The organism is Saccharopolyspora elongata, from assembly GCF_004348985.1.
GTDB classification, from domain to species: Bacteria; Actinomycetota; Actinomycetes; order Mycobacteriales; family Pseudonocardiaceae; genus Saccharopolyspora; species Saccharopolyspora elongata.
The window spans coordinates 101,083-114,881 of sequence record NZ_SMKW01000017.1 but is presented as its reverse complement, the minus strand read 5'-3'; the positions used below and the strand labels follow the sequence as shown (position 1 = coordinate 114,881).

General features: G+C 72.0%; 16 protein-coding genes. 2 read left to right on the top strand and 14 right to left on the bottom strand.

Features of this window, described 5'->3' with window-relative positions; all coding sequences use genetic code 11:
• Positions 1-21: 21 nt before the first annotated feature.
• From trpA to E1288_RS15535, 5 genes are all read right to left on the bottom strand, one after another.
• Positions 22-816 carry a tryptophan synthase subunit alpha gene (gene trpA, locus E1288_RS15555; RefSeq protein WP_132485612.1) on the bottom strand — a complete coding sequence of 265 codons (795 nt, stop codon included), beginning with the start codon at positions 814-816 and terminating at the stop codon, positions 22-24.
• Positions 817-889: 73 nt separating this feature from the next.
• A complete protein-coding gene (gene trpB / locus E1288_RS15550; RefSeq protein WP_132485610.1) occupies positions 890-2,167 on the bottom strand; it encodes a tryptophan synthase subunit beta in 1,278 nt (425 codons plus the stop codon).
• A gap of 54 nt (positions 2,168-2,221) precedes the next feature.
• Complete coding sequence (gene trpC, locus E1288_RS15545; protein ID WP_132485608.1) at positions 2,222-3,031, bottom strand: indole-3-glycerol phosphate synthase TrpC; 810 nt, start codon at positions 3,029-3,031, stop codon at positions 2,222-2,224.
• A gap of 276 nt (positions 3,032-3,307) precedes the next feature.
• Positions 3,308-3,928, bottom strand: coding sequence for a Trp biosynthesis-associated membrane protein (locus E1288_RS15540; RefSeq protein WP_132485606.1), 621 nt, complete (start codon positions 3,926-3,928; stop codon positions 3,308-3,310).
• Complete coding sequence (locus E1288_RS15535) at positions 3,906-5,483, bottom strand: anthranilate synthase component I (RefSeq protein WP_132485604.1); 1,578 nt, start codon at positions 5,481-5,483, stop codon at positions 3,906-3,908. The genes E1288_RS15540 and E1288_RS15535 overlap by 23 nt, the downstream gene beginning before the upstream one ends.
• A gap of 89 nt (positions 5,484-5,572) precedes the next feature.
• Here E1288_RS15535 and E1288_RS15530 point away from each other — a divergent pair, with 89 nt between their 5' ends.
• Positions 5,573-6,205 carry a TetR/AcrR family transcriptional regulator gene (locus tag E1288_RS15530; protein ID WP_132485602.1) on the top strand — a complete coding sequence of 211 codons (633 nt, stop codon included), beginning with the start codon at positions 5,573-5,575 and terminating at the stop codon, positions 6,203-6,205.
• 31 nt (positions 6,206-6,236) lie between these two features.
• On the opposite strand, the gene hisI is transcribed toward E1288_RS15530, so the two are convergent.
• The 7 genes from hisI to E1288_RS15495 all read right to left on the bottom strand — a co-directional run bounded on the left by hisI (position 6,237) and on the right by E1288_RS15495 (position 10,703).
• Positions 6,237-6,578 (bottom strand): phosphoribosyl-AMP cyclohydrolase, encoded by a 342-nt coding sequence (gene hisI, locus E1288_RS15525; RefSeq protein WP_132485600.1) that lies wholly within the window; start codon positions 6,576-6,578, stop codon positions 6,237-6,239.
• The gene (hisF, locus tag E1288_RS15520) at positions 6,575-7,348 is read right to left on the bottom strand and encodes an imidazole glycerol phosphate synthase subunit HisF (protein WP_132485598.1); all 774 of its coding nucleotides are present in this window, start codon (positions 7,346-7,348) and stop codon (positions 6,575-6,577) included. The genes hisI and hisF overlap by 4 nt, the downstream gene beginning before the upstream one ends.
• A gap of 79 nt (positions 7,349-7,427) precedes the next feature.
• A complete protein-coding gene (gene priA / locus E1288_RS15515; RefSeq protein WP_132485596.1) occupies positions 7,428-8,159 on the bottom strand; it encodes a bifunctional 1-(5-phosphoribosyl)-5-((5-phosphoribosylamino)methylideneamino)imidazole-4-carboxamide isomerase/phosphoribosylanthranilate isomerase PriA in 732 nt (243 codons plus the stop codon).
• Positions 8,160-8,191: 32 nt separating this feature from the next.
• Positions 8,192-8,392, bottom strand: a complete 201-nt coding sequence (locus E1288_RS15510; protein ID WP_132485594.1) for a hypothetical protein — start codon at positions 8,390-8,392, stop codon at positions 8,192-8,194.
• Entirely contained in the window at positions 8,389-9,018 is a 630-nt protein-coding gene (gene hisH, locus E1288_RS15505; protein ID WP_093261474.1) for an imidazole glycerol phosphate synthase subunit HisH, read from the bottom strand. The genes E1288_RS15510 and hisH overlap by 4 nt, the downstream gene beginning before the upstream one ends.
• Positions 9,019-9,075: 57 nt before the next feature.
• Positions 9,076-9,999 (bottom strand): transketolase family protein, encoded by a 924-nt coding sequence (locus E1288_RS15500; protein WP_132485592.1) that lies wholly within the window; start codon positions 9,997-9,999, stop codon positions 9,076-9,078.
• Positions 9,999-10,703, bottom strand: a complete 705-nt coding sequence (locus tag E1288_RS15495; RefSeq protein WP_132485590.1) for a thiamine pyrophosphate-dependent enzyme — start codon at positions 10,701-10,703, stop codon at positions 9,999-10,001. Before E1288_RS15495 ends, E1288_RS15500 begins: the two co-directional genes overlap by 1 nt.
• An 84-nt stretch (positions 10,704-10,787) precedes the next feature.
• On the opposite strand from E1288_RS15495, the gene soxR reads away from it, so the two are divergent.
• The gene (gene soxR / locus E1288_RS15490) at positions 10,788-11,246 is read left to right on the top strand and encodes a redox-sensitive transcriptional activator SoxR (protein ID WP_132485588.1); all 459 of its coding nucleotides are present in this window, start codon (positions 10,788-10,790) and stop codon (positions 11,244-11,246) included.
• Between the two features lie 231 nt (positions 11,247-11,477).
• Here soxR and E1288_RS15485 read toward each other — a convergent pair whose 3' ends face one another.
• A complete protein-coding gene (locus tag E1288_RS15485; RefSeq protein WP_132485586.1) occupies positions 11,478-12,158 on the bottom strand; it encodes a response regulator in 681 nt (226 codons plus the stop codon).
• On the bottom strand, positions 12,155-13,780 hold the full coding sequence (locus E1288_RS15480; protein ID WP_132485584.1) for a sensor histidine kinase: 1,626 nt from the start codon (positions 13,778-13,780) through the stop codon (positions 12,155-12,157). Before E1288_RS15480 ends, E1288_RS15485 begins: the two co-directional genes overlap by 4 nt.
• Between the last annotated feature and the right edge of the window lie 19 nt (positions 13,781-13,799).

Here is a 13,799-nt window from a genome sequence, read left to right as displayed (position 1 = left end):
GAACGGGCCGTTCGCAGCAGATCAGCGGGACCGGACGCCCCGGGCGAGTTCCGCGGTGAGCTCGCGGACGCCGGCGGGGCCGTCCTGCTCGGCGCGGGTGACGAAGGCGGAGCCGACGATGACGCCGTCGGCGAAGCCGGCCACCTCGGCGGCCTGCTCGCCGTTGCGCACGCCCAGGCCGACGCCGATCGGCAGGTCGGTGTGCGCGCGGGTGCGCTGCACGAGCCCGGCCGCGGCCGAGCCGACGCTCTCGCGCGCCCCGGTCACGCCCATCACCGAGGTGGCGTAGACGAAGCCGCTGGTGGCCTTGGCGGTCAGCGCCAGCCGCTCCTCCGTCGACGACGGGGCGACCAGGAAGATCCGGTCCAGGCCGTGCGCGTCGGTCGCGGCGATCCAGTCCTCGCCCTCGTCCGGGATCAGGTCCGGGGTGATCACGCCGAGCCCGCCGGCCGCCTTGAGGTCGCGGGCGAACGCGTCCGGGCCGTAGTGGTGCACCGGGTTCCAGTAGGTCATCACCACGGCGTGGCCACCGGCGTCGGCGATCGAGGACACCACGTCGAAGACGTCGCGCAGCCGGAACCCGGCGCGCAGCGCCTTGTCGCTGGCGGCCTGGATGGTGGGGCCGTCCATCACCGGGTCGGAGAACGGGATGCCGACCTCGACGATGTCGCAGCCGGTCGAGCCGTCGGTGCCGGTCAGCATCGCGCTGAACAGCTCCTTGGACTCCTCGACGGTCGGGAACCCGGCGGGCAGGTAGCCGATCAGGGCGGCCCGCTGCTCTTCCCGGCAGTTCTGGAAGACCTCGCGCAGGTTCACCGCGACTCCTCAGTGTTTTGCGGGACACCCGCACCCGGTCGGCTTACATGAGCGGAGAGCGTGCAAGTGTCGCTCATGACGCCTCCGTGTTCTCGTCAGTGTTCTCGTCGACGAGCCCGAAGTACTTCGCCGCGGTGTCCATGTCCTTGTCACCCCGGCCGGAGAGGTTCACCAGGATGATCGCCTCCGGGCCGAGCTCCTGGCCGAGCTTGATCGCGCCGGCCAGCGCGTGCGCCGACTCGATGGCCGGAATGATGCCCTCGGTGCGGGACAGCAGCCGGAAGGCGTGCATGGCCTCGTCGTCGGTGACCGAGCGGTACTCGGCGCGCCCGATGTCCTTCAGGTACGAGTGCTCGGGCCCCACGCCCGGGTAGTCGAGCCCGGCGGAGATCGAGTAGGCCTCGATGACCTGGCCGTCGTCGTCCTGCAGCAGGTACGAGCGGGCCCCGTGCAGCGTGCCGGGCGTGCCCTCGCAGAGGGTGGCACCGTGCTCGCCGGAGGCGATGCCGTGCCCGCCCGGTTCGAGGCCGACCAGCCGCACGTCCGGGTCGTCGATGAAGCCGTGGAAGATGCCGATGGCGTTGGAGCCACCGCCGACGCAGGCCGCGACGACGTCGGGCAGCCGGCCCGTCATCTCGAGCACCTGCCGACGCGCCTCGTCGCCGATGACCTTGTGGAAGTTGCGCACCATCATCGGGAACGGGTGCGACCCGGCCGCGGTGCCCAGCAGGTAGTGGGTGTGGTCGACGTTGGCGACCCAGTCGCGCAGCGCCTCGTTGATGGCGTCCTTGAGGGTCGCCGAGCCGCTGCTGACCGGGATGACCTCGGCGCCGAGCAGCCGCATCCGGGCGACGTTGAGCGCCTGCCGCTCGGTGTCCACCTTGCCCATGTAGATCACGCACTCGAGGCCCAGCAACGCGCAGGCGGTCGCGGTGGCGACGCCGTGCTGCCCGGCCCCGGTCTCGGCGATGACCCGGCGCTTGCCCATCCGCTTGACCAGCAGCGCCTGCCCCAGCACGTTGTTGATCTTGTGGGATCCGGTGTGGTTGAGGTCCTCCCGCTTGAGCAGGATCCGGGCGCCGCCGGCGTGCTCGGCGAACCGCTTCGCCTCGGTCAGCAGCGACGGCCGCCCGGCGTAGTTGCGCAGCAGGTCGTCGAGCTCGGCGAGGTACTGCGGGTCGCTCTGCGCCTTGGCGTACTCGGCGGCGAGCTCGTCCTGGGCGGCGATCAGCGCCTCCGGCATGAACCGGCCGCCGTAGACCCCGAAGTGCCCGCGCTCGTCCGGGTCATGTCCCTCCGGCACGGGCTTGCCCGGTCGGTGGGCGCGCGCGGTCTCTGCGCCTACGGTCATTGCCTTACCTCCTGTGCCTTGCGCCGAACCCTCGAACTCGCGGAACCGGTCCGGCTACCGGCTCGGCCGCGGGCACGCGGGGTGCGACCCGGCGGTCACCAGCTGGGTGACTGCGGTCTTGGGATTGTCGCTGGTCACCAGGCCCTCACCGACCAGCACGGCGTCCGCACCGGATCCCGCGTAGGCCATCAGGTCACTCGGACCGCGGACCCCCGACTCGGCGATCTTGAGGACCTCCTGCGGCAACCCCGGCGCGATCCGCCCGAACACGTCGCGGTCCACCTCGAGCGTATGCAGGTTGCGCGCGTTGATGCCAATTACTTTCGCACCGGCCTCCAACGCGCGGTCGGCCTCTTCGGCGGTGTGAACCTCGATGAGAGCGGTCATGCCCAGCGATTCGACCCGGTCCAGGAGCGCTTCGAGCGCGTTCTGCTCCAGGGCCGCGACGATGAGCAGCACCATGTCCGCGCCGTGCGCCCGGGCTTCGTGCACCTGGTACGGGCTGATGATGAAGTCCTTGCGCAGCAGGGGCGTGTTGACCCTGGCGCGGACCGCGTCGAAGTCGGCCAGCGAGCCGCCGAAGCGGCGCTGCTCGGTGAGCACGCTGATGACCCGCGCCCCGGCGGAGGCGTAGTCGGCGGCGAGATCGGCCGGCTCGCCGATCTCGGCCAGCTCGCCCTTGGACGGGCTGCGCCGCTTGACCTCCGCGATCACGCCCACGCCCGGCGCCCGCAGCGCGGCGAGCACGTCGCGCGGGGGTGCCGCCGCGGCGGATAGTTGTTTGATCTCGTCGAAGGGAATCGCGGATTCGCGAACTGCCAGATCTTCGCGAACGCCTTCGATGATTGATTCCAGAACGGTCACGCGAACACCTCGCCGGCCGTGTCCCGCACACTCGCCTTCAGGTCGGTCCGCAAGTAACCAGATGCGCAGATGAACTCATTGCGCTCGATCACGACACTCCCCTTCCCGCCGTGCCGTCGCATGGCCGATGCTAAACCTCACCGGCCACCGGTCCCACCAAGGGGTAGCCCAACGTCCCTGCGCAACAAGGACCTTCGGCCCTGGCGACGCGTCCGGTCACCGGCTCGGGGCCGCGCCGAACTGGGTTTTCCACCCTTCGGTGAATTTGAAAGATTTTCAGCGATCCTGCTCATCCGTTGGATCGCGGCCGGCGTCCAAGTCGTTCCACATCTGCCGGTCCGGATCGTGGGATTTCTGCTTCGCGGCACCCGGAGCCGAATATTTCGCGCCCATCGCGGGCATCCGACCGGCCCGGAACGCCACCAGAGCACCGGCGACGAACAGCAGCAGGGCGCCCGCAGCCATCAGCAGCAGCCCGAACGGCCGGCTGGCCATCTCGCCGATCGGCGTGCTGCCCGGCGGCACGTCACCGGCCGTCCCGGTCGCGAACCAGCCGAAGCTGAACTGCTGGAACACCCGCCAGCCCAGCACGGCACCCGCGACCGCGATGAGGGCGCCGACCACGCGCCGCAGCCACCCGCCGGTGGCCAGCACCGCGGCGACGGCGGCCAGGCCCGCCAGCGCCATCGGCACCAGCTCCGGGCGGATGTCCCCGCCGGTGATCCCGGCGGAGACCTCGGTGCCGAAGGGCGTGCGGAACCGCTGCTCCACCCAGACGAGCGCGCTCGCGCCCCAGAGCACGCCGGCGGCGACCAGCACCAGCAGCACCACCGACCACAGCAGACCCTTCGACCGCGCGGGCCGGGGGCTCGGCTCAGATCCCGGCTCGGTGGTCAACCCGCTCTCCCGTCGCCCGTTCGGTCGCCGGCCGCGACAGCGTCTCGGCCGTCGCCACCGCGTTGAGCACCGCGCGCGCCTTGTTCAGGCATTCCTGGTCCTCGGCGACCGGGTCGGAGTCGGCCACGATGCCGCCGCCGGCCTGCACGTACGCGGTGCCGTCACGCACCAGCGCGGTGCGGATCGCGATCGCCGTGTCCGCGTCGCCGGCGAAGTCCAGGTAGCCCACCACGCCGCCGTACTGGGCTCGCCGGGTCGGCTCCAGCTCCTCGATCAGCTCCAGCGCTCGCGGCTTCGGCGCGCCGGAGAGCGTGCCCGCGGGGAAGCAGGCGGCGATCGCGTCGAACGCCGTCCGGCCTTCGGCCAGCTGACCGGTCACCGTGGACACGATGTGCATGACGTGGCTGTAGCGCTCGATGCGGAAGAAGTCGACGACGTGCACCGAACCCGGCTTGCAGACCCGCCCCAGGTCGTTGCGGCCGAGGTCGACGAGCATCAGGTGCTCGGCGCGCTCCTTGTCGTCGTTGATGAGCTCCTTCTCCAGCAGCGCGTCCTCGTCCTCGTCGGCGCCCCGCCAGCGGGTCCCGGCGATCGGGTGCGTGGTCGCCTGCCCGTCGCGCACCGTGACCAGCGATTCGGGGCTGGAGCCGACGATGTCGAACGGCGTGCCGCCGTCCGGCGCGTCCAGCCGCAGCAGGTACATGTACGGGCTCGGGTTGGTGGTGCGCAGGACCCGGTAGATGTCCAGGGCGTCAGCGCTGGTCTCGATCTCGAACCGCTGCGACACCACGACCTGGAACGCCTCGCCGGCCCGGATCGCCTCCTTGGCCTTCTCGACCGCCGCGTAGTGCTCGTCGGGCTGGCGGCGCCGGACGAACTGCGGGGCGGGCCGGGAGAACGCGGCGACCGTGGGCGCGGCCGGGGTGCACAGCGCCTCGGTCATCTCGTCCAGGCGGCGCACCGCGTCGTCGTAGGCCGCGTCGACGCGCTCCGGGCTGTCGTCCCAGTTCACCGCGTTGGCGATGAGCGTGATGGTGCCCTCGTGGTGATCCAGCGCGGCGAGGTCGGTGGCCAGCAGCATCACCATCTCGGGGATCTGCAGGTCGTCCTCGGTCAGGTTCGGCAGCCGCTCCAGCCTGCGGACCGCGTCGTAGCCGAGGTAGCCGACCATGCCGCCGGTCAGCGGCGGCAGCCCGGGGAGCGGGTCGGTCTGCAGCAACCGGACGGTCTCGCGCAGCGCCTGCAGCGGGTCGCCGCTGTCCGGCAGACCCACCGGCGGCTTGCCCGTCCAGTGCGCTTGGCCGTCGCGAACGGTCAGCGCGGCCGCGCTGCGGGCGCCCACGAAGGACCATCGCGACCAGGAGCGACCGTTCTCGGCGGACTCGAAGAGGAACGTTCCGGGGCGGTCCCCGGCGAGCTTGCGGTACACCCCGAGCGGGGTCTCGTCGTCCGCGAGCAACCGCCGCACCACCGGGATCACCCGGCGGTCCGCCGCCAGGCTGCGGAACTCCTCGCGTCCTGGGCTGATAGTGCCGATATCACCGTCGCCGACCATGTCGTCATTGTGCCGTCCACCCGATCCCGGCTGCGCGGGACCTCCGCACCGCTTTGCCCTCCCGCTGCCGGGGCGGCGAGGATGGGTGGGTGAGCAGTGGCATCGACCAGAGCGGAACAGAGCCGAAGCGCCGCGGGCGGCGGCGCAGCGGGGCCGACACCAAGGCCGCGTTGCTGGCCGCGGCGCGCGAGGTGTTCACCGAGCAGGGCTACGACGCGGCCACGGTGCGCGCCATCGCGGGCCGGGCCGGGGTCGATCCGGCGATGGTCAACCACTGGTTCGGCGGCAAGGAGGGGCTGTTCACCGCGGCGGTGCACATCCCGATCAACCCGGCCGAGGTGGTGCCGCAGCTGCTGGTGGGCGATCGGGAGCAGCTCGCCGAGCGGTTGCTGCGGCGGTTCCTGACGGTGTGGGACAACGCGGAGGGCGGCCAGTTCGCGGCCCTGGTCCGCAGCGTCGCGGCGAACGAGAACGCGGTGGGGATGCTGCGGGAGTTCATCCAGAACGTGCTGTTCAAACGGCTGGTCAAGACGCTGGGCATGGACCGGGCTGAGCTGCGCACGGCGCTGTGCGGGTCGCAGATCGTCGGGCTGGGGATGGCCCGCTACGTGATCCACCTTGAGCCGCTGGCGTCGGCCGACCACGACACCGTGGTGGCCGCGATCGCGCCGAACCTCCAGCGCTACCTGACCGGCGACATCTCCGGAGCCACCGGCCCCTGACCACCGGGTGCCCCGGCCGGTGGAACCGCGGTCAGCCGAGCAGGACGTCGGCGTCGAAGCAGGTGTGGTCGCCGGTGTGGCAGGCCGCGCCTTCCTGGTCGACCACCAGCAGGATCGTGTCGCCGTCGCAGTCCAGGCGGACCTCGTGCACCTGCTGGGTGTGGCCGGAGGTTTCGCCCTTGACCCAGTACTGCCCGCGGCTGCGGGAGTAGTAGGTGCCGCGGCGGGTGGTGAGGGTGCGGTGCAGCGCCTCGTCGTCCATCCACGCCATCATCAGCACCTCGCCGGTGCCGCGCTGCTGCGCGATCGCCGCGACGAGCCCCTCCGCGTTGCGCTTGAGCCGGGCCGCGATCGCCGGGTCCAGACCGCTCATCGAACAGTGATCCCTTCCGCCCGCATGGCGTCCTTGACCTCGCCGATCTTCAACTGTCCGAAGTGGAACACGCTGGCGGCCAGCACCGCGTCGGCGCCGGCGCGCACCGCGGGCGCGAAGTGCTCGACCGCGCCGGCGCCGCCGCTGGCGATCAGCGGCACGTCGACGACGTCGCGGACCGCGCGGATCATCTCCAGGTCGAAACCGGCCTTGGTGCCGTCGGCGTCCATCGAGTTCAGCAGGATCTCGCCGACGCCGAGCTGCTGGCCCTTCGCGGCCCACTCAACGGCGCAGATGCCGGTGCCGCGCCGGCCGCCGTGCGTGGTGACCTCGAAGCCGGACGCCGTCGGCTGACCGCCTTCCGGCACGCGCCGGGCGTCCACGGACAGCACCACGCACTGCGCGCCGAAGCGCTGCGACGCCTCGCTGAGCAGCTCGGGCCGGGCGATGGCGGCGGTGTTCAGGCTGACCTTGTCCGCCCCGGCGCGCAGGAGCCGGTTGATGTCGTCGGTGCTGCGCACGCCGCCGCCGACGGTCAGCGGGATGAAGACCTGCTCGGCCGTGCGCCGCACCACGTCGAAGGTGGTCTCGCGGTCCGACGAGGACGCCGTGACGTCGAGGAAGGTCAGCTCGTCGGCGCCCTCCGCGTCGTAGGCACGGGCGAGCTCCACGGGGTCGCCGGCATCCCGGAGGTTGGTGAAGTTGACACCCTTGACGACCCGCCCCTGATCGACGTCCAGGCAGGGGATCACACGCACCGCAACGGCCATGTCCCCAGGGTAGAGACACGGCCGCGCGGCGCGGTGGATGGGGCGTTCTACTCTGCGCGCACCCGCACTTGCGAGGGCGTCAGCGCACCGCGGCGAGGGCCTCTTCGAGGGTGAAGTTCTGGGCGTAGAGGGCCTTTCCGACGATCGAGCCCTCCAGGCCGACCGGCGCGAGCTTCGACAGCTCCACCAGGTCGTCCACACTGGACACGCCGCCGGAGGCGATCACCGGCGCCTCGGTGCGGGCGCAGACCTCGCGCAGCAGCGCGATGTTCGGCCCCTGCAGGGTGCCGTCCTTGCTGACGTCGGTGACCACGTAGCGGCGGCAGCCGGCGGCGTCCAACCGGGCCAGCACCTCCCACAGGTCGCCGCCGTCCTTGGTCCAGCCGCGCGCGGCCAGCCGGTGGCCCTGCTCGGTGATCCGCACGTCCAGGCCGACCGCGACCCGCTCGCCGTACTCGGCGACCACCCGGTCCGCCCACGCCGGGTTCTCCAGCGCGGCGGTGCCCAGGTTGACCCGCGCGCAGCCGGTGGCCAGCGCCGCCTCCAGCGAGGCGTCGTCGCGGATGCCGCCGGAGAGCTCCACCTGCACGTCGAGCTTGCCGGTCACCTCGGCCAGCAGCGCCCGGTTCGAGCCGCGGCCGAACGCGGCGTCCAGGTCGACCAGGTGGATCCACTCGGCTCCCGCGCGCTGCCAGGTCAGCGCGGCCTCCAACGGGTCACCGTAGGAGGTCTCGGTACCGGCGGCGCCCTGCACGAGGCGGACCGCCTGACCGTCGGCAACATCAACAGCGGGAAGCAGCGTGAAAGTCACGCCCCAACCCTACTGCCAGCGCTTCGGCCCCTTCACCGGCGGCTGCGCTCGGAGCGGACGACGGCGACGACGGGCACCGCGAGGACGATCAGCACGAGCATCAGGACCGCCCACAGCGGCACCCCGGCCTGCAGCAGGTAGGGCGCGCCGATCCCGGCGATCATCCCGAGCGCGAGCACCAGCGCGATCACCCGCACCGCCGTCGGCCCCAGCAGGCCGCCCCGGCGGGTCACAGGCTGCCCAGCCAGTTCCGCAGCAGCCGTGCGCCCGCCTCCCCGGACTTCTCCGGGTGGAACTGGGTCGCCGTCAGCGGCCCGTTCTCCACCGCGGCGACGAACGGTTCGCCGTGTTCGGCCCAGGTCACCAGCGGCGGCGCGATCGTCTCCGACGCGGGCAGCTGCCACTTGCGGACGCCGTAGGAGTGCACGAAGTAGAACCGGGTGCCCGGCTCGATACCGGCGAACAGGGTGCTGCCCTCCGGCGGCTGCACGTCGTTCCAGCCCATGTGCGGGAGGACGTCGGCGTGCAGCCGCTCGACGGTGCCCGGCCACTGGCCGCAGCCGTTGGCCTGCATGCCGTGCTCGACGCCCTCGTCGAAGAGCACCTGCATGCCCACGCAGATCCCGAGGACCGGGCGGTCGCCAGCCAGCCGGTGATCGATGATCTTGTCGCCGCCGACGTGGAGCAGGCCCTCCATGCACGCGGCGAAGGCCCCGACGCCGGGCACGACCAGGCCGTCGGCCTCGGTCGCGGCACGATGGTCGGCGGTCACCTCGACGTCGGCCCCGGCGCGCTCGAGCGCGCGTTCGGCGGAGCGGAGGTTGCCTGATCCGTAGTCCAAGATGACGACTCGTGCCACGCGCCCAGGCTACCGCCCGGACGCATCAGCCCACGTCGCGGGCGGCCGCCGCGCAGGTCATCCGCCCAGGAACGACCGCACCGCCGTGCCGATACCGGCCGGGCCGAGGCCGTGCGCCGCTTCGTGCTCCTCGGCGGTGCCGTAGGCCCGCAGTTCCAGGTCGCGGCGAACGCCCAGCGCGAGCACCCGGTGCGGAGTGTCGGCCAGCGCGTCGTTGACCTCGTGCGTCGACGTGCCGCGCAGGTAGGGCTCCACCAGCACCACGTCGGCGGTCGCCGCCCGCACCGCTTCCCGCAGCCCGCCGGCGTCGAACGGCCGGATGGTGGCGGTGTAGAGCACGGTCACGTCGAGCGTCGCCGTCGCCGCGAGGACCGGTCCGAGCATCGGGCCGACGGCGAGCGCGACGCCCCGGCTGCCGCGCCGGACGGTGTGCCAGCCAGGCCCCGTCACCAGCGGATCGGCGTTGACCTGCTCGGAGAGCCTCAGGTAGACGAGGTCGTCGGTGTGCATCGCCGATCGCAGCAGCGCCGAGACCTCGGCCGGGTGGCCGGGCACGTGCACGGTCCAGCCGGGCAGCGTGTCGATCAGTGCGACGTCGCCGGGCGCCATGTGCGTGCGGCCCGCGGTCGGGTAGTCGTAGGAGGCGCCGGTGCTGACCACGACGGCACCGACGCCCTGGTGGTTGAGGTCGAGCTTGAGCTGCTCGAACGGCCGCTCCACGAGGAACGGCGTGATCGAGTGCAGCACCGGCCGCAGCCCGGTCAGCGCTAGCCCGCCGGCCACGCTCACCAGCGCCTGTTCCCGGATGCCGACGTTGAGCACCCGCCTCGGGTGGCGGGCGGCGGCGTCCACGAAGCGATCGGCGGAGATCTCGGCCAGCACCAGGGCGACCCGTGGATCGGTGTCGAGCGCTTCGGTGACGGTGTCGACGAACGCTTCCCGCATCGTCGGCGCGGCCGTTTCGGTGGTCGGTGCGGTCATCACAGCTCCTTGGGTTCGACCTGGGCGACCACCGCGAGCGGGCGGTCCTGGTGGATGTCGGCCAGCGCGTCGCGGAGTTCGGCGTGGTCGCGGCCGTCGACGGTGTGCGCGGCCCAGCCCTCGCGGGCGAAGCGGTCGGCGCTGCCGCCCGGCCAGCCGGTGCTGGAGGAGCTGTTGTCCACCACGACGGTGGTCAGGCGCCCGAGCCCCCAGCGGCCGGCGACCTGGATCGCCTCGTGGTTGCTGCCCTCGTCGAGTTCGGCGTCGCCGACGAGGACCACGACGCGCGGCCCGGTGCGGCCCTGGGCGCGCAGGCCGAGCGCCACGCCGAGCCCGAGCGGCAGGCCGTGGCCGAGCGAGCCGCTGCCGATCTCGACGCCGGGCGCCAGGACGCGGTCCGGGTGGAAGCCGAGCCTGGAGTCGAACTCGCCGAAGCGGGCCAGTTCCGCCGGGTCGAGGAAGCCCTTGGCCGTCAGCACGGCGTAGAAGGCCATCGGGCCGTGGCCCTTGGAGAGCAGGAAGCGGTCGCGGTCCGGGTCGTCGGGACGTCGCGGGTCGACCGACAGGATCTGGTCGTAGAGCACCCACAGCACGTCCAGCGTCGAGGTGGCGGCGGCGGAATGCTTCTCGTCGCCGGTCATTTCGCTCATCAGCGGGCGGAGATCGGCGTATCCGAACCCGGCCCTCGGTGCGGTGATCGTCATGCGACCAGGGTGGGACTTCAAGCGCACTCGAAGTCAAGCGAAAAAACCTGCACTTTGGTCTAGGTTTTCGGTAGCCTGGCGGACGTGTCGAAGCTACCGAAACTACTGACCATCGGAGAGGTGGCCCACCGCAGCGGTGTCGCCCAGACCGCATTGCGCTTCTACGAGCAGAAAGGGCTGATCGCCACCACCCGCACCTCCGGGAACCAGCGCCGCTACGACCGTTCGGTGCTGCGCCGGCTGGCGTTCATCCGCTCCGCGCAGCGCGTCGGCCTGAGCCTGGAGCAGATTTCCGAGGCACTCGAGACGCTGCCGGACGACCACGCCCCGACCAAGGCGGACTGGGCGCGGCTGTCGCGACGGTGGCGCGACGAGCTGGACGCGCGCATCGACGGCCTGCAACGGCTGCGCGACCGCCTCACCGGCTGCATCGGCTGCGGCTGCCTGTCGCTGCGCCTCTGCGCGCTGCACAACGCCGACGACAAGCTCGCCGAATTCGGCCCCGGCGCGCCGCTCCTGCGCCCGGCGGCCGACCGCACCTGACCGCCCCCGCGCCGCGTTTTGCCGCAATTTCAATGGAAATCGAAGGTCCAATTTCCATTGAAATTGCGGAAGTTGTCCACAGACACCCGAGGTTGTCCACATCCTTCGGCGTGTCGGGGGTGCGATGCACCGGCGGTCCGCAATTTCAATGGAAATTGCGGCGTCAGGACGGTCTCCGGGTTCCATCGCCCGTACCCACGCACCGGGCCGGGCTGGGGCCTGGGCCTCCGGTCAAGCTTCGCCGATCCAGCGGTACGCCATCTCCGGTCGGCCGACCGCGCCGTACAGCGGGCGGCGGTCGGCCATGCCGTTGTTGACCAGGTATTCGAGGTACCTGCGGGCCGTCACCCTGGACACCCCCGCGGCTTCGCCCACGGCTCCCGCCGGGGCGCCGTCGGGGTTGGCGCGCAGCGCCGAGACGACCGCCGCGAGCGTCTCCTCGCCCATGCCCTTCGGCAGCTCTGCGCGGTCGACGCCGCGCAGCGCGGAAAACGCCCGGTCGATCTCGGCCTGGCTGCTGACTTCCCGGTCGTCGCCGAGGCTGGCCCGGAACCGCGCGTAGTGCTCCAGCTTCTCCCGCATCGCCGCGAAGGTGAACGGCTTCAGCAGGTACTGCACCACTCCGCTGGACACCGCCGCGCGGACGACCTTGAGGTCGCGGGCCGAGGTCACCGCGATCACGTCGGCGTTGCTGCCCGCGGTGCGCAGCGCCCGCGCGACCTGCAGGCCGTCCATGTCGGGCAACCGCAGATCCAGCAGCACCAGGTCGACCGCGGTGCGCTCGACGAACCGCAGGGCCGCCTGGCCGGTGCGGACCCGGCCCGCGACCGCGAACCCGTCGAGCCGGTTCACATAGGCCTCGTGCGCCTCGCCGACCAGCGGATCATCCTCGACGACCAAGACCGAGATCACCGCGCCACGTCCGTCCCCGAGCGGCCGGGCAACCGGACGGTGAACACCGCGCCGCCGTCGTTGTGCACCTCGATGGTGCCCCGGTGGCGGCGCACGCTCTGCCCGACCAGCGCGAGCCCGAGCCCGCGGCCGTCCTCCTTCGTCGACCAGCCGCGCTGGAAGACCCGCTGGGCGCTGTCCGGGTCGACGCCCGGCCCGTTGTCGGCGACCCGGATCAGCACACCGTCCGATGTGGACCGGATGGTCACCTCGACGCTCGGGCGCGAGCCCTCCAGCGTCGCCTCCACGGCGTTGTCGATCAGGTTGCCCAGGATGGTCACCAGGTCGCGGGAATCGATGTGCTCCAGGTCGACGTCGTCGATCTCGGTGCCCGCGCCGAGCACGACCTCCACGCCGCGCTCCCCCGCCTCGGCGCTCTTGCCCAGCAGCACCGCCGCCAGCACCGGTTCGCCGACCGCGCCGACGACGCGATCGGTGAGCTGCTGGGCGAGCCGGAGCTCGTCGGTGGCGAACGCGACGGCCTCCTCCGCGCGGCCCAGCTCGATCAGCGAGACCACGGTGTGCAGCCGGTTCGCCGACTCGTGGGCCTGGGAGCGCAGCGATTCGGCGAAGCCGCGCATCGAGTCGAGTTCGCCGCTGAGGGCCTGCAGCTCCGTGTGGTCCCGCAGCGTGACGACGGTGCCCAGGTCGCGATCACCGCTGCGGATCTGCGAGACGTTGACCAGCAGCACGCGGTCGTCGGTCAGGTGGACCTCGTCGCGCACCGCCCGCCCCGCCCCGAGGGTGTCCACAAGGGACACCGGCAGGCCGAGCTCGGACACGTGCCTGCCTTCGGTTTCGACGGGATCCAGCGAGAGCAACACAGCGGCCCCATCGTTGCACAGGGTGATCAGCCCGGAGGGCGCCACCAGCAGCAGTCCCTCGCGCACCGCGTGCAGGATCGCGTCGTGGTACTCGTACATGCGGCTGAGCTCGGCGGGCCGCAGCCCGTGGGTGTGGCGCCGCATCCGGGCGCTGACCAGGTAGGTCAGCAGCCCGCCGACCAGCAGCGCGGCCGCCGCGACCACGACCAGCGCCGTGACCCGCTCGCTGAGCTCGGCGGTGAGCATCCGCACCGTGATGCCGTCCGACACCAGGCCCACCAGCCGGTGCCCGTCGTCGTAGACCGGCACCACGGCGCGCACCGACGGGCCGAGGGTGCCGGTGTAGGTCTCGGTGAACACCTCTCCGGCGAGGGCCTGCTCGATGTGCCCGAGGAACCGCTGCCCGATCTGCGCCGGGTCGGGGTGCGTGTAGCGGATGCCCGCCGGGGACATGATCGTGATGAAGTCGACCCCGGTCTCCGCCCGGACGCGTTCGGCCAGCGGCTGCAACGTGGCGGTCGGGTTCGGCGCGGTCAGGCCGTCCCGGACGGCGGGCTGCGCGGCGAGCGTGCGGGCCACCGCGACGACCTTCTCGGTGGCCGCGTCGTCGTTGCGCTGTCGCGCGTCGTACCAGGCCAGCACGGCACCGGCGAGGACGACGACGGCGACCACGACCACCTGCAGCACGAAGAGCTGGCGGGCCAGGCTCCAGCTGGGCCGGACGCGGCCGAACCAGTTCCGGTCATCGGCGGTGGGCATCACGGATCCGTGTCGGAGA

Excerpts from the sequence above, each read along its gene's own strand:
- trpB (WP_132485610.1), bottom strand. The coding sequence starts at position 2,167 with ATGACCGTAGGCGCAGAGACCGCGCGCGCCCACCGACCGGGCAAGCCC.
- E1288_RS15535 (WP_132485604.1), bottom strand. The coding sequence starts at position 5,483 with ATGGTCGGCGACGGTGATATCGGCACTATCAGCCCAGGACGCGAGGAG.
- hisI (WP_132485600.1), bottom strand. The coding sequence starts at position 6,578 with ATGAGCGGTCTGGACCCGGCGATCGCGGCCCGGCTCAAGCGCAACGCG.
- hisF (WP_132485598.1), bottom strand. The coding sequence starts at position 7,348 with ATGGCCGTTGCGGTGCGTGTGATCCCCTGCCTGGACGTCGATCAGGGG.
- E1288_RS15500 (WP_132485592.1), bottom strand. The coding sequence starts at position 9,999 with ATGACCGCACCGACCACCGAAACGGCCGCGCCGACGATGCGGGAAGCG.
- E1288_RS15495 (WP_132485590.1), bottom strand. The coding sequence starts at position 10,703 with ATGACGATCACCGCACCGAGGGCCGGGTTCGGATACGCCGATCTCCGC.
- E1288_RS15480 (WP_132485584.1), bottom strand. The coding sequence starts at position 13,780 with ATGCCCACCGCCGATGACCGGAACTGGTTCGGCCGCGTCCGGCCCAGC.